This is a genomic window from Mycobacterium sp. E740 (assembly GCF_001672895.1).
Lineage (GTDB): Bacteria > Actinomycetota > Actinomycetes > Mycobacteriales > Mycobacteriaceae > Mycobacterium.
In genome coordinates this window covers 19,346-38,066 of sequence record NZ_LZKP01000107.1, presented here as the reverse complement: position 1 = coordinate 38,066, position 18,721 = coordinate 19,346, and the positions used below count along the sequence as shown (strand labels likewise).

Here is an 18,721-nt window from a genome sequence, read left to right as displayed (position 1 = left end):
CAGTCGCTCTACAACATAACTGGCGGCTCATGTGTAGCGGAACATGGCCGCTTACTCGCTGAGGAGCTCGGAGCCGCAGCCGATCTCATCTCACCGCAGTCACATCGCTCGACGTTTCACAGGCAAAGTGCGAGGACCCACGTGTAAAAGGTGCATCGCTGTGACTGCGGCTTGCGTAAGTGATGTGGGACCGCCACCCGCGGCGCTAGTCGGCTTGGCGTCCATCGACGAGCCAGAAGATCGACAATTACGTGGCGTTGCTCGCCGACGCGGTCGATGATCGACGGCTCAACTACAAGCCGATGCCGTCAGCGTTGCGCGAGCAGAGGCATGCGTCCGTCGCTGGCCCACAGCGCGCCCGATGAATTCGTGGCTGTCGGCCGGTCCAACCTCTCGAGACCTAGGAAAGGGCGCCGCCATGTCAGAGCTTCTCGTCGACTTCATCACCTCCCTCGACGGCAACGCATCGGGAGAGGGATGGCCAGGGTTCTGGGGCCTCGAGGGCCCGGAGTACCTCGCATGGCTCGGCGAGCAGCCCGAGCCCACCTATCTCATGGGAGCGAACACCTACCGACTGATGTCGGGCTTTGCCGCCGGTGAGGTCCCGAATGGCCTGGACGAGTTCAGTGCCGAAGAAGCGGCGTCCGTCGACGAGCTCACGCAAGCGTCCAAGGTGGTGTTCTCCTCCTCACTCGAGGAGCCACTGACGTGGGCCAACTGCACGCTCGTCCGAGAGGACGCCGTCGAGGCGGTCCGCGCAATGAAGTCGAGGGAATCAGGACTTCTCAGCACGATCGGCAGTCTCAGCCTGTCTCGGTCGTTGCTACGAGCCGGACTCGTCGACCGCTTCCGGGTGGTGATGTTCCCGGTGATCACCGGGGCCACGGGCGAAGAACGCATTTACGACGGCTATCCGGACGTCGCCCTCGAAATGATTGAGCACCGCACCTTCGACGGCCGCATCCAGCTGGTCGAGTACAAACCCAGCGTGCTCGAGCACCCGCCGCTCGCCGTCCTGACGTAGCGATCTAGCGGGGTCAGTCCTCGAACACTAGACGGCGGCGGTCCCGGTTGCACATGCCGAAAAGCTTTGTAGCGCAATCCGACTTTGACGCTTCGTGTCCTACGAGCTTTCAATCGATGTGTCGATCGACATCCATCCGCTTGTGGAGGATGCGCACCACGTCAATCAGGTCGTCGCCAGCAATCCTGTAGTACAGCGTGTGCGATCCGACGGCGTACTTTCGGTAGCCCTCCCGTACCTCGTCGTACCTCGTCACACAGACGCCCGATCAGAGGATTGTCCAGTAACCGTTCGATCGCTCGCTGGATCTCACGAACGTAGCTCTCAGCCTTATCTTCGCTCCAACGCTCGCAGGTGTAGTCCCAGATGTCACTTAGGTCCGCCTGCGCGGCAGGTGATAGCATATATCGGCTCACCGACCACGCGGTTCCTCGGCCCGTTTTCGCGATACAAACTCATCGAAGCCGAATGGTGTCGAGTCGCCACTGCGTTCACCGACAATCAAGGACTGACGTAGTGCGCGCAACCGCGTCTCGCGATCCTCGAGTAGCCGCAGTGCGGTCCGCACGACGTCGCTGGCTGAGCGATAGCGGCCCGAGGCGACCTCATCCTCGATGAACGCCTTGTAATGGTCGTCCAGGCTGAACGAGGTGTTCCTTCCCATGCAGCTGAGCGTACCAATTATTGGTAACGGTGGCTTCGGTGCTTGGCGGTCCGAAACCTGCGGCGCATGTCCACCCCGGTCGATGCATTTGATTGCTGCCTCTTGACTGCTGTCGATTCTCATCAGCTGTGTCATTTACTCAGTCCCTGAGCAGGGATAACGCAAGTTGTCTCACGTCGTGCCAGTTGTTTCCGTCTCATCCCCGTGTCATCTTCTGGAATGGCCCAGACGGACTACCTATTGCCGCCAGTTCGTGACCCATGGGCTCAGTTCAGATAGACAACGGCGTCGTCGCCACCTCGGCACACTATGAACCCGGCTGCTGATGGACCGCAGGTCATTTCGATGGAAGTGTTCGTGACTGGGCTCTCGACGATCAGACGTTGAAACGATCCAGGCTGTCCCATGTCCGCATAAGCGATGCGGACTTCTTCGGCGAACTCACACGACGTGTGGTCGTTGCCGCTCGCCGACTCGGTAAACGCGCCGGTGGGCCCGTGCCGCTTCGGACACGACCTACCGTCAGCCGGAAAGCTGGAGGGGCTTTGCGGCTGTGAGGCCGGCGGCGTGTTGCTGGGTCCGCGATTGGGGCCCGCTGTAGGCGGGGCGGCCTGGGTAACCGTCGACTCGACAGGCCGGTCCAGCGTCGACGTCGTGTCCCACAAACAGAGCTGGTTCTGAAAGAACCGTAGGTCTCCGCCGATCAGTTCGCGTGTCGGCGGTGTGGTCATCATGCCGTCGACACTCACGGTCGGTCTAAACGGTCCATCACCGAAGAGCCGATCCTGGCCTTTGAGATCGAGTTCAATGCGCATGAACCGGCCCGACGTCGCCACCGAAACCGGCACCTCGCGGTCGTCACCGGACGGGCTGAGACCCGTTTGCCATGCCCTCCACAGCCCACCGTTACCAAGGAAGGGAGACTCAATGACGATGCCTTTCGTCTCATAGGCAGTAGGAGAACCAAGATGCGAGGTAGTGATCAGGAACTGAACGTCAAGGCTTCCTGGCGCATCCATCGTGCCGCCGTAGGGTGAGCGGACTTGCCGTGCGGGCCCGGGCGGCGGTGCCGCAAATTCCACGGAAACCGCAACCTTCGCCCCTTCGATTCGCTCGACCGTGACCTGCTTGGCGCGTACCGACGTTGGCGGCGGTGGAGCCGGGAAGTCGGGATGGGGTGCTAGGGCACAGCCCATGCTGTGTGGCCACAGCGACCACCGCTGCTGTTCCGTGGAATGCTGTAGCCACCAACGGATTACGCCGCCTCCGAGCAGAACTGCGACGAGGGAGACGGCAATCAAAGCCCACCACCGGCGAGGAAATCCGAATACGCGTGAGACTGGAGCCGGCCGAACCGACGAGGTCCAGGCCGTGCCGTCCCAGTAGCGCAAATTCTTGCCCTCTGTGTCTGGATACCAGCCGGGAAACGGCCGCGGACTCGTCATTTAGATACCAACCGTCTCTAGTCGGGCGCGGTCATTCAGAAGGGCGCGGTTTCCGAGTCCAGAGCGGTTACAGCTCGTCCTCCGCGTATCGTCAGCTGCTGCGATTGTCCGGTGCTGCCGCATCAAGAATGACGGCTTTGAGCTCATCGTATGTGCACTGGTGGGCACCAAGGGCTATAAGCGGTCCGAGTCGAATCCTCTTCTGCAACGGCACTTCACGGTTGAGAACACTCGTCGGCAGCACGTAGAACGTCCATTGCCCGACGTCGCGCGGGTCGACATGTTGGCCGTCCGTGCCGTTGAGCAGACAGAAGACGTACACGTCGGCGCATCGCCCCGCAGTGGCCGCATAGGTGTTGGTGCCGGCGTCCCAGCCCATTGTGGGGCCGATGCCGAACGAGATCACCGAAGGCTGCGTTTGCTCCCACGATTGCACGTAGGCCGCTGATTTGACCTCTACCCCGATACCGTCGACGCGGAGGTCGTACTTGTCCCATTCGACGCGCTTCCTGTCGAGAATGCCGAGTGCTTTGGCCACGATGTACTCGGCCAGCACACCACGGGTGGTGTTTGCCAGCAGGTCGTCGTACGCCCAGGCTAGAAATTCCTGTTTGTTCACGTAAGTCATCGTCGAGCCTTCATCGCTTGTGCAGTCCCCTTACCCAGTACGGTCGTCACTTTGTGCCGGTCGATGTCGTCGAGGGTCAGCAACGCTTCGGGTCGGGTGATCCGCTTCATGTCCTCGGCTCGCGGCTGGGGCACCAGCAGCGCCAGTTCTCGTGCCTCGTAAACGTCGATGTTTGTATGTATCCACTGGTTCTGTTCGGCGAGCTGGTGGTCGACGCTCACGAACCAGTTCGCCATAAATACCTGTAGGTACGGGATCAGTGTCCACACCTTGCGCCTGGCCAGCGCCGACCGCGCATCTGGCCGGGTGAAAGCAAGCCAGGCCAGTGCTCCGCTGCCGCCGTCGGTGAGCTTCCAGAACGCCCTGCCGTTGCGCGCCAAGACATTCGGCGGCCGGGTGGCGGCGATCTCCTGTCCGATTTCGCGGGCCAGCCTCCTATAGTCGGGAACCGTGTCGGTGTAATTGGGAATAGTTTCGAAGTAGTCATATGGCATGTGGTTGGCCCGCCCTTCCCGACGCTCGTCACGGATGTCACCCATCAATCGCATCCCCTCACTCGCTGCGGAATCACTGCGGCGGTCGTGCCGACCTGGTCGAGCGGCAGGGCACCGCAAATCTCCGCCCAGGAATCATGCCGGAACGGTACGACAGCTTTCCCGCGCACGGCCGCCCGAAGAACGGGGCGGCGTTGGCCGCCACAAGTCAACTTGTTTCACTCCGATGTCCAAAATGACATACGGATGACAGTCCGTTTCAGAAATGACATCGAAGTTGAGAACCGACAATGCCCCCTACTGCTTGGCCATGTTCGCGAAGCGACTCAAATGTAGTTGGTGCGCAACGGTAATCGTCTTCGTAGGCCCGTTGCGATGCTTGCCCAGAATCAGGTCTGCTTCCCCACCGCGAGGGTCGTCACGCTCGAATGCATCCGGTCGGTGAAGAAGTATAACTACGTCGCTATCCTGCTCTAAACTTCCCGATTCGCGCAGGTCAGACACCATTGGCCGCTTATCTGTTCTTTGCTCTGGCCCACGATTCAGCTGACTGATGGCCACCACCGGAACATCCAGTTCCTTCGCCATCAGCTTCATGCTTCGAGAGAAGTCTGATACTTCCTGCTGCCTCGACTCATACTTCTTGCCCGATGTCATCAGCTGCAGATAGTCGACCACGACCAGTCTGAGGCCGGCCTTCTGGCTCAGCCGCCGAGCCTTCGCTCGGATCTCCATCATGGTCAGGTTCGGCGAATCATCGATATACAAAGGCGCTTCGCTGATCTCGCTCATTCGGCGCGCCAGCCGCGTCCAATCATCGTCGCTCATCCGGCCCGACCGCATGTCGGCGAGTTTGATTTTCGCCTCCGCCGACAGCAGCCGCATGACGATTTCGGACTTGCTCATCTCCAGCGAGAAGATGACGCTCGGCATCTGGTGTTTGATCGAGCACGACCGCAAAAAATCCAGTCCCAGAGTCGATTTCCCGACGCCGGGCCTCGCCGCGATGATGATCATCTGACCGGGATGCAGGCCGTTGGTCACCTCGTCGAGTTCCACGAATCCCGTCGGCACACCGCGTGCTATCCCGCCTTGCGACGCGATCGCGTCGATCTCGTCCATCGTCGGCTGCAGGATCTCCTCCAGCACCACGAAATCTTCGGCAGTGCGTCGCTCGGTGACGTCGTAGATCTCCGACTGCGCGCGGTCGACGATCTCGTTGACATCGGCTCCCTCGGCGCCTGCGTAGCCGTACTGCACCACCCGCGTGCCGGCTTCGACGAGACGCCGCAACAGCGCCTTCTCCGCGACGATGCCCGCATAGAAGCCAGCATTGGCCGCCGTCGGCACCGTCGAAATCAGCGTGTGCAGATACAGCGCCCCGCCGATGCGGCGCAGCAAACCGCGCCGGTCCAATTCGGCGGCCACCGTCACCGCGTCGGCCGGCTCACCGCGGCCGTAGAGATCGAGGATCGCGTCGTAGACGTTCTGATGCGCGGGGCGGTAGAAGTCGCCCGGGCGCAGCTTCTCGAGGACGTCGGCGATGGCGTCCTTGCTCAGCAGCATCCCGCCGAGGACAGCCTGCTCGGCCGATTGGTCTTGCGGAGGTTGGCGCCCGAAGTCCTCGCTGGGCGGGGCGTCCATGCCCGGATGTCCAGCGTTATGGCCGAGGTCGTCCACGACAGCCACGAAGCGCTTCACCCCCTGTATTCACTATCGAACGTACATTCGATACCCGCTCGTCGCGACTGTAAGCCAGACCTCCGACAAACCGCTACGCCGGGGTGGAACCGTCTCGCCGACGGCCTACGTTAGGCGTTGCTGGCGGGGGCGCAACCACCCCTTGTTAGCGGACTTGTGGATGGGGTGTGGATAGGGCCGGACAACCATGTTGAGTCGTTGGGGAGAACCTGTTAACTAACCGCTGCCGTCACAGCATTTGCGCAGCTAGCCGCACCATAAACCGGTCGCGATGTTGTGGATGAGAATTGCTTCGGCGTGTCGGCCGGGTTGCGAAGTCGGGCGTGTTGTGTTGCGCCTGCGCGCCCGGCAGGTTAACAGCAGGTGAGCTTCGCTGCCGTCTGATCGACCGGAAAAGTTCGCCAGCGCGCACAGCAACGGCCGGGTGAAGATCGATCATGGCTTCACCCGGCCGTTATTGACGCTGCGGTTACTGTCCGGCGACGACTTCCAGCGACACCTGGGCGGCAATCTCCGGATGCAACCGGACCGCCACGGGATGCGTGCCCGTCGACTTGATGTGCGCCTTGGGCAACTGGACGGTGCGCTTGTCCAGATTCGGTCCGCCGGCGTTCTTGATCGCGGCGACCACATCGGCCGTCGTCACCGAGCCGAACAACTTCCCGCTGTCGGCAGCCGCCTTCACGGGCAGCTGAACCGGACCCAGGTTCTCGATCGCGGTCTTCAGCTCGACGGCGTGCTCGCGACCCTTGACGGCCTTCTGCTCGCGCGCCCGACGAATCTCCTCGGCCTGACGCTCCGCGCCGCGGGACGCCGTGACGGCCAACCCCTTCGGCACCAGATAGTTGCGGCCGTAGCCGTCCTTGACCTCGACGATGTCGCCTTGCACACCCAGGTGCTCGACGTCGGCGGTGAGTATCAGTTTCATCTTTCGTGTCCTGCCTATCGCGTCGACGAGGTGAACGGCAGCAGCGCAACCTCGCGCGCGTTCTTCACCGCGATCGCGATGTCACGCTGATGCTGCACGCAGTTACCGGTCACGCGGCGGGCGCGGATCTTGCCGCGCTCGCTGATGTATGTGCGCAGCAGCGCGGTGTCCTTGTAATCGATGGCCTGCCCCTTCTTGGAGCAGAACACGCACTTGCGGGTCTTGACCGGCTTCTCGGGAGCCGGCCGACGCTTGGTGGCCTTGGCCATGTGTCTTTCTCTTTCTTACTTCTTGAATCGCTGATCAGTTGTGAGTCAGAAGGGCGGCTCGTCGTCGGCTCCGGAGAACGAGCCCGACGCCGGGGCGCTGCCCCACGGGTCGTCCTTCGGCTGCTCCGCGGGGCGTGAACCGCCACCGCCACCGCCGAATCCACCACCGCCACCGCCGCTGCGGCTGGCCTTGTTGACCTTGGCAGTGGCGTAGCGCAACGACGGGCCGATCTCGTCGACCTCGAGTTCCATCACGGTGCGCTTCTCGCCCTCACGGGTTTCGAACGAGCGCTGCTTGAGCCGGCCCTGCACGATCACCCGCGAACCACGAGTCAGGCTTTCGGCCACGTTCTCGGCAGCCTCGCGCCAGATGTTGCAACGCAGGAACAGCGCTTCGCCGTCCTTCCATTCCCCGCTCTGCCGGTCGTAGATGCGCGGTGTCGACGCCACGGTGAAGTTGGCGACGGCCGCACCCGACGGCGTGAAACGCAGTTCTGGGTCGGCGGTCAGGTTTCCGACGACGGTGATGATGGTGTCACCAGCCACGAGTTCCTCCTGGAGTTGGCCGTGCGCGGGAAGTCAGTCGAGGCGAGCCTACGGAAGCACTCCGACGCGCACACGCCGTTCGACTAGTGCTTGTCCGTCCGCATGACCTTGGTCCGCAGCACGGACTCGTTCAGGTTGAGCTGACGGTCCAGCTCCGTCACCGTGGCGGGCTCGGCTTTCACATCGACGACGGCGTAGATGCCCTCGGCGTGCTTGGCGATCTCGTAGGCCAGCCGGCGCCGGCCCCAGATGTCGACCTTGTCGACAGAGCCGCCGTCCTTGCGGATGACATTGAGGAACGTTTCCAACGACGGAGCGACGGTGCGCTCGTCAAGGGTGGGGTCGAGGATGACCATGATTTCGTATGGACGCATGAAGACCTCATCACCTCCTACGGTCTAGGTCGGCCACGGTCGTTCCGTGGCAGGAGGGTCGCCTGCGTCGGCAACCGGCCCAGGCTACAGGAAACCGCGCTGATCTGCGAAATCGCGCTGCGCGGCGGATCTAGACTTCCGCCATGTTCTCCGAGACGCGCTACGCGCTGAACGGAGACCTGCGGGTGGCCTACCGGGCGTCGGCTCCCGGCGAGCGCGACATCGTCTTCGTGCCGAACTGGTTCACCTGCTGCGAGGTGCTACCGGAACTCCCCTCCATCCAGGGGTGGGTAGAGGCGATGACGTCGATCGGTCGGCTCATCTTCTTCGACCAACCGGGCACCGGAGCGTCGGATCCCGTCTCGCCCGGTGCGCTACCGACTTTGGAGCAGTGGGCCGACAGCATCACGGCGGTCCTCGACGATCTCGGCAGCAGCGAGGCCATTCTCGTCGCGCTTGACGGCGCCTTCGCCGCCGCCGCGCTGTTCGCGGCCACGCACCCCTCCCGCACGACGGCGTTGGTGAGTTTCGACTGCTACGCAGCCGCGGTCGGCGGCCCGCTCAATTCCGAGGAGGCCACCTCGCTCATGGTCGGCATGTGGGGCACGGGCGAGATCCAGCATGTGCTCAATCCCGACATGCCATGGAACGAAGAGATCCGAGCGACGTGGGCCCGAATGGAACGTCTGGCGGCCAGCCCGGCGACCGTTGCCCTGATGATGCCGATGGTTTCTGCGATGGACGTACGCGCGCTGCTGCCCACCGTCCGCGTGCCAACCCTCGTCGTCCAACACACCGACGACGCAATGGTCGTCCGCGAAATGGGGCGCTACGTCGCCGACAACATTCCCGACGCGAAATATGTTGAGCTGCCGGGCCGTAACCTCTATCACTTCGTTGAACCGTGGCGAGCGTCGTTCCAGGAGATGTACGCGTTCCTCACCGGACATCAGCCCGAAGTCGTCGACGACCGGGTGCTGGCGACTGTCCTGTTCACCGACATCGTCGATTCGACGCGGCACGCCGTCGAACTCGGCGACCGAGAGTGGCATGCGCTGCTCGACGCGCACGACGCCGTCGTCCGCGCGCAGCTGACCCGCTTTCGCGGCCGTGAAGTGAACACCTCCGGCGATGGCTTCCTGGCGACGTTCGACGGGCCACAGCGGGCGATCCGCTGCGCCATGGCTATTCGTGATGCCGTACAGACGCTGGGCATCGAGGTCCGCGCGGGCTTGCACACCGGAGAGTGTGAAGTTCGCGGCGACGACATCAGCGGGATCGGGGTGCACATCGGCGCGCGAGTGAGCGCCCTGGCAGGTGCGAACGAGGTGCTGGTGTCGAGCACACTGCGTGACCTCGTCATCGGCTCCGGTCTGGAGTTCGAGGAACGCGGCGTCCACGAACTCAAGGGCGTACCCGGCGAATGGCGGCTGTTCGCCGTCGCCTCCTAGCTCGAGACTGCGGCCAGATCGCGATCTTCCGCAGATTCGCGATCGGTGCGCAGTCTCGACGCCTCGGGTCGCAGCCAGTCCGGCAGCCAGCGCGGCGGCGCGTCCGGAGCGCGATCGAACACTCCGCCCGCCGGGTCGTCGACCACGCCACGGGCGCGGACCAGGTCCAGTTCCGGGCGGTAGATCTCGCGAATGACCAATGCGCACAGGCCCACCACCGCGACGTCACGCAGCAGCACCGTGATCGTGAACGGCTGCTCGGGCAGCCCCATGTTCGCCTCCCCGTAGAGGTACAGCATCCGGGGCACCCACACCAGCGCGTCGATCGTCATCCACGCCAACAGGATTCGTCGATGCGGCACCGCCAGCACCGCCAGCGGCACCAGCCACAGCGAGAACTGCGGGCTCCACACCTTGTTCGTCAACAGGAACGCCGCGACCACCAGAAACGCCACCTGCGCCACCCGCGGCCGCCGCCTGGCCGTCAACGCGATGTAACCGATTGCGATGCAACACGACACGAACAGCGTCACAGAGACGATGTTGGTCACCGTCGGCGGCTGCCAGAAGCCGAGATCCGGGTCGAACCCCCGCCAGCCGGTGAACGACTTCACCACGTTGTAGAGCGAATCCATGTCGTCACCGCGACGAGTGTTGAGCCGGAAGAACTCCGACCAACCCCGCGGGAACAGCACCATGATCGGCAGGTTGACCACCAACCACGCCACGACGGCGGCCACCGCGCACCGACCGACCTCGCGCAGCTTGCCGGTGCGCACCGCCAACACCGCCAACGGCGCCAACAGCAACAGCGGATACAGCTTCGCCGCCACGCCCAACCCGATCAGCGTGCCGGCCAACACCGGCTTGCGCCGCGCCCACGCCAACAGTGCACCGGTCGCGAAAGCCGTTGCCAGCGCGTCGAAATTGGTGAACATCTGAAAGATCACCAACGGCGACGCCGCCACCAACGCGGCATCCCACACCCGCCGCGAACCCGCCAACCGCGACGTCGCCCACACCGTCACCAGCCATGCCAGCGCCAGCCCCAACGCGGCGATGTTGAAGAACATCACGACCTCGGCGATGATCGGCGCCGCCCCCAGTTTCGTCAGCGCCGTGTACGTCTTGGCCAACGACATCGACAGGTACTGGTAGATCCCGGTCAGCACCGGATACTCCATGTAGCGCACCGCGATGTTGCCGTCGTACTGGATTCGCGGCTTTCCGTCGGCGTCCTTCTCCACCCAGCTCGACTTGTACGGGAACTTGCCGAGATTCAACAGTTCGGCGGTGTAGAGCGGAACCGTGTCGGAGTAGCACAGTTCGTAGTACGCGCGCTGGTTGTCCCAGTTGCCGACCCGCTGGTCGGCAGTCCCAGTGCCGGTGGTCTGCAGGCACGCGGCCTTCGTCGAGTAGCCGAGCGCCAGGAACACCAGCGCGATGATCAGCATCACCCGCAACGGCGTCAGAAACCGCTGCCTGCCGATCAGCGCATGCCTGCCGACTGGGCCGCCGATGACGTCGGACAGCGCCGCACCGATCGCGTCGGTACGGCTCGGCAGGTCGCGGTCGTCCAGACTTCTGAGGTCGCGCGCGAGGTTGCCGGGCGACACCGGCTCAACCGACAGCGCCGACTCATCCCCCACTTCGGTCACGGAGGCGGCAGCGGCGCACCGGGCGCGACGGGTGCTCCGACCGGTCCTGGCGCCGGCGCTCCGACGGGGCCCGGCGCGGGCGCGACGGGCTGACCCGGGGCGGGGGCCGGCGGAGGCGGGCCGATGGGCACCGTCGTCGGCGGGCCCCACGGGATCGTGATGCCCGGCGCGACTTCGATGGTCGGCTGGATGACGGTCGGGGACGGCGGCGCCAGCTCCGACGGCGGAGCCGTTGTCGACGGGGGCGGCGGCGGCGCCTGCGGGACGCCCGCGTAACCGCCGATCGACTCGGGCTTGGGGAACGACTCGGTGTCCGTGCCCTCCAGCGCACCGTCCATCGTGGCCTTCCAGATGTCAGACGGCAGACCGGAACCGTAGACCGGCGAACCCCACTTGTTCTCCAGTGGCTTGGTGCCTTCGGTCGTGCCCACCCAGACCGCGGTCGACAGCGACGGGGTGTAGCCGACCATCCACGCGTCCCGGTTGGCGCCGGTGTCGCCGAGCTGGTTGGTGCCCGTCTTGGCCGCCGACGGACGGCCGCCGGCCAGTGAGTGCCCGTTGGAGTAGGCGGCGATCGGCTGCATCGCCGCGGTCACGTTGTCGGCCACCTTCTTGTCGATGCGCTGCTCACCCGAGTTGTCCTGTTGTGCCGCGTCGAACAGCACCTCGCCCTCGGAGTTGACGACCTTCTGCACGAAGTGCGGCTTGTGGTACACGCCGGAAGCGGCCAACGTCGCGTAGGCCGACGCCATGTCGATGACCCGGGTCTGGTACTGGCCCAGCACGATTCCGTTGTTCGGCGGACCACCCTGGCCGTCCTCGGAAAGCGTGTGGTCGACACCCGGGAAGCTCTCGGCGATACCGGCCTGGTGGGCCGCATCGGCGACGTCCTCGGGCCCGTTCTTAAGCTTCAGCATCAGGCGGTAGTAGCTGGTGTTGAGCGAGCGCTTCAGCGCCTCGGCGATGTTGCAGGTGCCGCAGCCGGCACCCTCCACGTTGGTGATCTTGATCCCGTTGACTTCCAACGGAGAACTGTCGACCTGGGTGCCCAGGCCCATGCCCTGCTGCAGCGCGGCGATCAACGCGAACACCTTGAACGACGACCCCGTCGGCAGGCCCGCCTGGGCGAAGTCGAACCCGTTGGCGTCCGTGCCGCCGTAGTACGCCTTCACTCCGCCGGTGCGCGGATCGATCGACACGATCGCCGTGCGCATGTCCGGGTCCTGGCCGTCGAGGTACTCCTTGGCCGCCTCTTCCGCGGCGGCCTGCGCGTTCGGGTCGATCGTCGTGGTGATCTGCAGGCCTTCGGTGTTCAACGTCTGCTCGTTGATGTCGAACAGGTCGAGCAGTTCCTTCTGCACCTGGCGCTCGATCAACCCGTTCGGTCCGGTCGTCTGGTTCTCGGACCGCGCCAGATCCGGCGGGACCGTCGGCGGGAACACCTGCGCGGCACGCTCTTCGGGCGACAGTGCGCCGATCTCGACCATGCCGTCGAGCACCCAGTTCCACCGCGCGGTGGCACCGTCGAGGTTGACCGCCGGGTCGAGGCCGGAAGGCCGCTGGATCAGCGCGGCCAGCAGCGCGCTCTCGGCGACGTTGAGCTGCTCGACCGGCTTGTTGAAGTACGCCTTCGACGCCGCCGCGATGCCGTAGGAGCCGCGGCCGAAGTAGATGATGTTCAGATACGACTGCAGGACCTGGTCTTTGGACCACTGGCCGGACATCTTCGTCGAGATGACCAGCTCCTTGGCCTTGCGGACGAGGCCGCCGACGCCGGCGCGTTCGGAACCGACGAGCGCGTTCTTGACGTACTGCTGGGTGATCGTCGACCCGCCCTGCAGGTCCCCGCCGAACAGGTTGTTCTTGATCGCGCGTCCGAAGCCGGTGAACGAGAACCCTGGATTGGAGTAGAAGTCGCGGTCCTCGGCGGCCATCACCGCGTTGCGGGCCTGCACCGGGATCTGGTCGATGTTGACGTCGACGCGATTGCCTTCGGGCGGAACGATTTTCGCAAGTTCGCTGCCGTCGCTGGCCAGGATCGTCGACACCTGGCTGGTGCGGATGTCACCCGGCTGGGGCACGTCGACGATCGCGTAGGCCATCGCGAACGTGATCAGCGGCAGCACGATGAACACGGCCGCGGCCGCGAACAGCCCCCGGCGCACCCACTTCCAGTTGATCTGCTGGGACAGGCTCGGGCGCGGACCCGACGGACCGCTCGGCGGGCCGCCGCCACCGGGTGGCCGACGCGGGGGTCGCGGAGGCGGCGGCTTGGGCGGTGGAGTGCCGTCCAGCGCCGCCTTGACGACGTCGACCGGGTCGCGAAGGTGCGGCGGTCGCGCCTCGCGGACGGGCGGCAGCACCGTGGTGTGCCGATCGTCGGGCGGCCGATTCGCGGGCCGGGACCCTCGCGCGCTCACACCTTCAGCCCCGCTTCCGGAACGGACATCTTTGTCTGACCGGTCGTGGCGCCCTTCGCTATTCACTGGCCGTGCGCGCACGGTCGCGCGCGGCTCGAGTGCTGCGTGACCCCCGCGAACCTCCGGTTGGCGGGATCGCGCCGAGCACATAGGACTTGACCAGGTGATTCCAGCTGCAGGTTCGGCATACCTCCACCACGTGTACGGAGAACTCGTCATAGCGCGTTGCCAGCAGGACCAACTCCTCGGCGGTCCGCGCCGAACCCGATACCGGGCCCAAATGGTCGCCGAAGACCCATGACACCAGGGTGAGCTGTTCCTTGCGGCAGATCGGGCATGTCACCGAACTGGGCTTGCCGTGGAACTTGGCGGCGCGCAGCAGATAGGGGTTGGCGTCGCAGACATCGGAGACGCCGGTGCGCCCCGAATAGACCTCCGCCAGCAGCGACCGTCGCCGGAGCGCGTAGTCCACCACCTGCCGCTGCAATCGCACGAGGACCAGAGTACGTCGGCCACCCGACTGCCGGAGCGTGACGGCACTGTCCGGTCCTTCTCTATGGTGTGTGATCTGGCGATCCGCCTGGCGAGTCAAGGAGAACTTCATGCTGCACGGGCGCGACTTCGCCCTCGACGGTGGACCGGCCGCCGAGGGCGCGAGCTGTTTCACCCGCGAGCTTCCCGAGCACTGGTGCTTCGACGGTCGCGCCTTCGGCGGCTACACCTCCGCGCTCGCGCTCGCCGCGATGTTCGAGCACAGCGGTCACCTGGCGGCCGCGTCGTTGTCGGTGACGTTCGTCGAGGCGGGCATTCCCGGTCCGCTCGAACTCGACGTGCGCACCATCCGCGGCGGGCGCACGGCTGCGGCCGTCGAAGCCACCGTCCGGCAGCGTGGCCGCACGATCCTCATGGCGAACAGCTGGTTCGCCGACGGCTGGCTCGGGCCGCCGTCGGTCGACGCGCCGATCCCGTTCGAGCGCTACCCCACGCCGCTTTCGGACCCGTCGACGCTGCCGTCGCTGGGCTGGATCGCCGACGAGTACCCGTCACTGCGGTTCGCCGAGCGTCGCGGCGTGGACTACCCGGCCGGCCTCACCCAGTTCGCGGACCGTCGGCCCGAGGTGGCGCTCTGGGTGCGCACAGCTGCCGGCACCCTGGCCGGTGACCCGCTCGCTCATCCACAGGTCGCCGACGTGCTGCACGCCGACGCCCACCTCTTCGACGCGCCTGGCAAGGTCAGCGGCTTCGTCGACTCGTGGCTGCTGAGCCTCGACCTCAGCCTCGTGTGGCAGCCCGGCGCGCACCTGGTTCCGTCGACCGCGTGGCGGTTGCTGGAGGCGCGCGGCTCGGTCGCCAGCGGAGGCGTCTCCGCGTACGGCTCGCTGCGCAGCGACGACGGGTCGCTGCTGGCGGTTCTGACTTCCCAGGGACTCATCCGCTGACCGTTGCTTCTACGATCATCGACGTGGCAGCGACTGGCTCCGGACGGCAGACGGCTGGAACGCGGGCGAAGGACAGCGACCGCAACGACACATGCCAGATCCTCGACAGCGCGCTGAGCGAAGGTCAGCTGTCGATGACCGAACACGGCGAGCGGGTGAAGGCCGCGACCACGGCCGCCACGCTCGGCGAACTGCAGTCGCTGGTGTCCGACCTGCAGACCAACAACGCGCCGGTGCAGCTCCCCACGCTGCGCAAGCCGCGATTGCCGATGCCGGGCAACGGCTGGGGCCTGCGAATCGCGGTGGCCGCCGTGCTGGTGGTGCTCGGCATCGCGATTGGCTGGGGCCTGTACGGCAACACCCCGTCGCCGCTGAACTTCACCTCCGACCCGGGCGCCAAGTCCGACGGCATCACCCCGGTGGTGCTCACCCCGCCCAAGCAGTTGCACTCGCTGGGCGGGCTGACCGGGCTCATCGAGCAGATGAAACAACGGTTCGGCGACACCAACGGCTACCGCCTCGTCGTCTACCCGGACTACGCGTCGCTGACCCGGCCCGATCCGACCGAGGACCGGCGCGAGCTGAACTACACCTACCGCGGCGGGTGGGACGATCCGACCTCGAGTTCCAAGACCAGCAACGCCGTCGAGGTCGACTTGAGCAAATTCGACGCCAAGGCCGTCGTCGGCGTCCTGCGCGGCGCCCCCGAGACGCTGGGCATGAAGGCCGCCGACGTCGAGAACACCTACCTCACCATCGATCCGGCGACCGACCCGACCACACCCGGCGCGCTGTCCATCGACGTGTACGTCTCCAGCGATTTCGGCAGCGGCTACATCGCGCTGGCCGGCGACGGCACGGTCAAGCAAATCCACTACCCCGGCTGACGTCCGGATGTTCGCGGTACGGTAACCCGTCGTTCGCGCCGAATATATCGGCGCGATACTATGGTGCGAGGTGTCGGACCGCCGTAACGGAGCGGGCTGCGATTTCGGGGAGGGGGTGTCTCGGTGCTCGAGTTGGCCATCCTGGGACTCCTACTGGAATCGCCGATGCACGGCTACGAGCTGCGTAAACGGTTGACCGGGCTGCTGGGCGCCTTCCGGGCGTTCTCCTACGGTTCGCTGTACCCCGCGCTGCGGCGCATGCAGATCGACGCACTCATCGTCGAGGACGCGGCGCCGGACGGCACCCCGAAGATGCGCCGCGCACGCCGCGTCTACCAACTCACCGAAGAAGGCAAGCAGCGCTTCGCCGAGTTGGTGGCCGACACCGGCCCCCAGAACTTCTCCGACGACGGTTTCGGCGTCCACCTCGCCTTCTTCAACCGCACCCCGGCCGAGGCCCGGATGCGGATCCTGGAGGGGCGTCGTCGTCAGGTAGAGGAACGCCGTGAGGGTTTGCGTGAAGCCGTCGCGCGGGCCAGTAGCTCGATCGACCGATACACCCGGCAGCTCCATCAGCTCGGGTTGGAGTCCAGCGAGCGCGAAGTGAAATGGCTCAACGAGTTGATAGCGGCGGAACGCCTGAGCCAGCAGCGCTCAGACAACACAGTGCAGCCGTAGAGAACACCGACCAGTAGGGAAGAGGGAGAAAGTCGTCATGGCATCAAACGGAGAGGTGCGGGTCGCGATTGTCGGCGTGGGCAACTGCGCGTCGTCGCTCGTACAGGGCGTGCAGTATTACCAGGACGCCGATGAGGCAGCCACCGTGCCCGGTCTGATGCACGTGCGCCTCGGCCCCTACCACGTGCGCGACGTCAAGTTCGTCGCCGCGTTCGACGTCGACGCCAAGAAGGTCGGCTTCGACCTGTCCGAAGCGATCTTCGCGTCGGAGAACAACACCATCAAGATCGCCGACGTGCCGCCGACCAACGTCACCGTGCAGCGCGGCCCGACCCTCGACGGCATCGGCAAGTACTACGCCGACACCATCGAGGTGTCCGACTCCGATCCGGTCGACGTCGTCAAGGCGCTCAAGGACGCCGAGGTCGACGTGCTGGTGTCCTACCTGCCGGTCGGTTCTGAGGAAGCCGACAAGTTCTACGCGCAGTGCGCGATCGACGCCGGCGTGGCGTTCGTCAACGCGCTGCCGGTGTTCATCGCTTCCGACCCCGAGTGGGCCAAGAAGTTCACCGACGCCGGTGTGCCGATCGTCGGCGACGACATCAAGAGCCAGATCGGCGCGACCATCACCCACCGCGTGATGGCCAAGTTGTTCGAGGACCGCGGCGTGCAGCTGGACCGCACGATGCAGCTGAACGTCGGCGGCAACATGGACTTCCTCAACATGCTCGAGCGTTCGCGGCTGGAGTCGAAGAAGATCTCCAAGACCCAGGCCGTCACGAGCAACCTGCAGCGCGAGTTCAACACCAAGGACGTCCACATCGGGCCCTCCGATCACGTCGGCTGGCTCGACGACCGCAAGTGGGCCTACGTCCGGCTCGAGGGCCGCGCGTTCGGTGACGTGCCGCTGAACCTGGAGTACAAGCTCGAGGTGTGGGATTCGCCGAACTCCGCGGGCGTCATCATCGACGCGGTGCGCGCGGCGAAGATCGCCAAGGACCGCGGCATCGGCGGCCCCGTCGAGGCGGCGTCGGCCTACCTCATGAAGAGCCCGCCGAAGCAGCTCCCCGACGACGTGGCACGCGTGCAGCTCGAAAGCTTCATCGAGGGCTGACTTCCTTTTCGCTTTTCGCCGAAACCGACGTTTGGGCGGATTTGTGCGCCCTCGGGCCGCCATTTCGTCGGTCTCGGCGTTCTATAGGGTCGCTTCGTGAGCGATATCTCTGCTGACGACGAGCTGGCCGCGCTCGACGAGTTCATCTTCATGGAGGAGAACGCGCGTCAAGCCGGCGTCGACACGGTGCCAGCGGTCAAGCGCATCGACAGGGGCCCGATCAGCGCGCTGAAGTTCGGTGACGCGCCACCGCGAGTGGTCTTCCTGCACGGCGGCGGGCAGAACGCCCACACCTGGGACACCGTGATCGTCGGGCTCGGCGAGCCGGCCCTGGCCATCGACCTGCCCGGGCACGGCCGCTCGGCATGGCGGGACGACGGCGACTACGGACCCAAGCACAACGCGGTCACGATCGAACCGGTGGTGCGCTCGCTCGCCCCGGATGCCGACCTGGTCGTCGGAATGTCGCTCGGCGGGCTGACCGCGCTGCGGCTGGCGGTCGAGGCGCCGGAGTTGGTGCGCCGACTGGTGCTCGTCGACGTCACGCCGTCAGCGCCGGAGCGGCACACCGAGATGACCGAGGCGCAGAAGGGCACCGTGGCGCTGGTCCAGGGCGACCGGACGTTCCCGTCGTTCGACGCGATGCTGGAGAAGACGGTGGCCGCGGCGCCGCACCGTGACCGGGAGTCGTTGCGCCGCGGGGTCTTTCACAACGCCAAGCGGCTGGACGACGGCACCTGGACGTGGCGCTACGACTCGATTCGCAAGGGCGAAGGCTTCGAGGGGCTCTGGGACGACGTGCCGCGGCTCACGGTGCCGACGACGTTGGTACGCGGCGCCAACTCGTTCTTCGTCAACGACGACGACGCCGACGAGTTCGCGCGCAACGCGCCGGGCTTCAAGGACGTCCAGACCGTCGAGGACTCCGGCCATTCGGTGCAGAGCGACCAGCCCGGCAAGCTGATCGACATTCTGCGCGCGGTGCTCGCCGAGTAGGGCGC

General features: G+C 65.3%; 19 protein-coding genes and 2 pseudogenes. 7 read left to right on the top strand and 14 right to left on the bottom strand.

Annotation, left to right across the window (positions count from 1 at the left end; all coding sequences use genetic code 11):
- The first annotated feature begins 418 nt into the window (after positions 1-418).
- Entirely contained in the window at positions 419-1,024 is a 606-nt protein-coding gene (locus A5663_RS10300; RefSeq protein WP_068147680.1) for a dihydrofolate reductase family protein, read from the top strand.
- Between the two features lie 109 nt (positions 1,025-1,133).
- Here A5663_RS10300 and A5663_RS10295 read toward each other — a convergent pair.
- The 11 genes and pseudogenes from A5663_RS10295 to rpsF all read right to left on the bottom strand — a co-directional run bounded on the left by A5663_RS10295 (position 1,134) and on the right by rpsF (position 8,073).
- Positions 1,134-1,428, bottom strand: a pseudogene (locus A5663_RS10295) (type II toxin-antitoxin system RelE/ParE family toxin).
- Between the two features lie 8 nt (positions 1,429-1,436).
- Positions 1,437-1,688, bottom strand: a complete 252-nt coding sequence (locus A5663_RS10290) for a type II toxin-antitoxin system ParD family antitoxin (RefSeq protein ID WP_068147677.1) — start codon at positions 1,686-1,688, stop codon at positions 1,437-1,439.
- A gap of 266 nt (positions 1,689-1,954) precedes the next feature.
- The gene (locus A5663_RS23530) at positions 1,955-2,707 is read right to left on the bottom strand and encodes a hypothetical protein (RefSeq protein ID WP_231976748.1); all 753 of its coding nucleotides are present in this window, start codon (positions 2,705-2,707) and stop codon (positions 1,955-1,957) included.
- A 330-nt stretch (positions 2,708-3,037) separates the two neighbouring features.
- Positions 3,038-3,133, bottom strand: a pseudogene (locus A5663_RS23800) (DUF2510 domain-containing protein); the annotation flags it as partial.
- A 91-nt stretch (positions 3,134-3,224) separates the two neighbouring features.
- Entirely contained in the window at positions 3,225-3,761 is a 537-nt protein-coding gene (locus A5663_RS10280) for a hypothetical protein (protein ID WP_068147671.1), read from the bottom strand.
- Entirely contained in the window at positions 3,758-4,300 is a 543-nt protein-coding gene (locus A5663_RS10275) for a hypothetical protein (RefSeq protein WP_231976747.1), read from the bottom strand. The genes A5663_RS10280 and A5663_RS10275 overlap by 4 nt, the downstream gene beginning before the upstream one ends.
- Before the next feature lie 252 nt (positions 4,301-4,552).
- Positions 4,553-5,944 (bottom strand): replicative DNA helicase, encoded by a 1,392-nt coding sequence (gene dnaB, locus A5663_RS10270; RefSeq protein WP_068147803.1) that lies wholly within the window; start codon positions 5,942-5,944, stop codon positions 4,553-4,555.
- 481 nt (positions 5,945-6,425) lie between these two features.
- Positions 6,426-6,884 carry a 50S ribosomal protein L9 gene (gene rplI / locus A5663_RS10265; RefSeq protein WP_068147669.1) on the bottom strand — a complete coding sequence of 153 codons (459 nt, stop codon included), beginning with the start codon at positions 6,882-6,884 and terminating at the stop codon, positions 6,426-6,428.
- Positions 6,885-6,898: 14 nt separating this feature from the next.
- Entirely contained in the window at positions 6,899-7,153 is a 255-nt protein-coding gene (rpsR, locus tag A5663_RS10260) for a 30S ribosomal protein S18 (RefSeq protein ID WP_064346101.1), read from the bottom strand.
- Positions 7,154-7,198: 45 nt separating this feature from the next.
- Positions 7,199-7,699, bottom strand: coding sequence for a single-stranded DNA-binding protein (locus A5663_RS10255; protein WP_068147667.1), 501 nt, complete (start codon positions 7,697-7,699; stop codon positions 7,199-7,201).
- Positions 7,700-7,782: 83 nt separating this feature from the next.
- Positions 7,783-8,073 carry a 30S ribosomal protein S6 gene (gene rpsF, locus A5663_RS10250; protein WP_014818429.1) on the bottom strand — a complete coding sequence of 97 codons (291 nt, stop codon included), beginning with the start codon at positions 8,071-8,073 and terminating at the stop codon, positions 7,783-7,785.
- Positions 8,074-8,216: 143 nt separating this feature from the next.
- On the opposite strand from rpsF, the gene A5663_RS10245 reads away from it, so the two are divergent.
- Positions 8,217-9,524 carry an adenylate/guanylate cyclase domain-containing protein gene (locus A5663_RS10245; RefSeq protein ID WP_068147664.1) on the top strand — a complete coding sequence of 436 codons (1,308 nt, stop codon included), beginning with the start codon at positions 8,217-8,219 and terminating at the stop codon, positions 9,522-9,524.
- Here the strand turns inward: A5663_RS10245 and A5663_RS10240 are convergent.
- From A5663_RS10240 to A5663_RS10230, 3 genes are read right to left on the bottom strand one after another with little or no spacing between them, the layout of a single operon-like run.
- Entirely contained in the window at positions 9,521-11,155 is a 1,635-nt protein-coding gene (locus A5663_RS10240) for a glycosyltransferase family 87 protein (RefSeq protein ID WP_082974030.1), read from the bottom strand. The genes A5663_RS10245 and A5663_RS10240 overlap by 4 nt on opposite strands.
- Positions 11,156-11,178: 23 nt before the next feature.
- A complete protein-coding gene (locus A5663_RS10235) occupies positions 11,179-13,668 on the bottom strand; it encodes a transglycosylase domain-containing protein (protein WP_197503361.1) in 2,490 nt (829 codons plus the stop codon).
- A complete protein-coding gene (locus A5663_RS10230) occupies positions 13,661-14,095 on the bottom strand; it encodes a DUF5318 domain-containing protein (protein WP_068147658.1) in 435 nt (144 codons plus the stop codon). Before A5663_RS10230 ends, A5663_RS10235 begins: the two co-directional genes overlap by 8 nt.
- 70 nt (positions 14,096-14,165) lie before the next feature.
- Here A5663_RS10230 and A5663_RS10225 point away from each other — a divergent pair, with 70 nt between their 5' ends.
- The 5 genes from A5663_RS10225 to A5663_RS10205 all read left to right on the top strand — a co-directional run bounded on the left by A5663_RS10225 (position 14,166) and on the right by A5663_RS10205 (position 18,716).
- Positions 14,166-15,041 (top strand): thioesterase family protein, encoded by an 876-nt coding sequence (locus A5663_RS10225; RefSeq protein ID WP_231976746.1) that lies wholly within the window; start codon positions 14,166-14,168, stop codon positions 15,039-15,041.
- A 23-nt stretch (positions 15,042-15,064) separates the two neighbouring features.
- A complete protein-coding gene (locus A5663_RS10220; protein WP_068147656.1) occupies positions 15,065-15,928 on the top strand; it encodes a DUF1707 domain-containing protein in 864 nt (287 codons plus the stop codon).
- 123 nt (positions 15,929-16,051) lie between these two features.
- A complete protein-coding gene (locus A5663_RS10215; RefSeq protein ID WP_068147653.1) occupies positions 16,052-16,606 on the top strand; it encodes a PadR family transcriptional regulator in 555 nt (184 codons plus the stop codon).
- Between the two features lie 37 nt (positions 16,607-16,643).
- Positions 16,644-17,720, top strand: coding sequence for an inositol-3-phosphate synthase (locus A5663_RS10210; RefSeq protein WP_068147651.1), 1,077 nt, complete (start codon positions 16,644-16,646; stop codon positions 17,718-17,720).
- Between the two features lie 96 nt (positions 17,721-17,816).
- On the top strand, positions 17,817-18,716 hold the full coding sequence (locus A5663_RS10205) for an alpha/beta fold hydrolase (protein WP_068147648.1): 900 nt from the start codon (positions 17,817-17,819) through the stop codon (positions 18,714-18,716).
- Positions 18,717-18,721 lie beyond the last annotated feature (5 nt).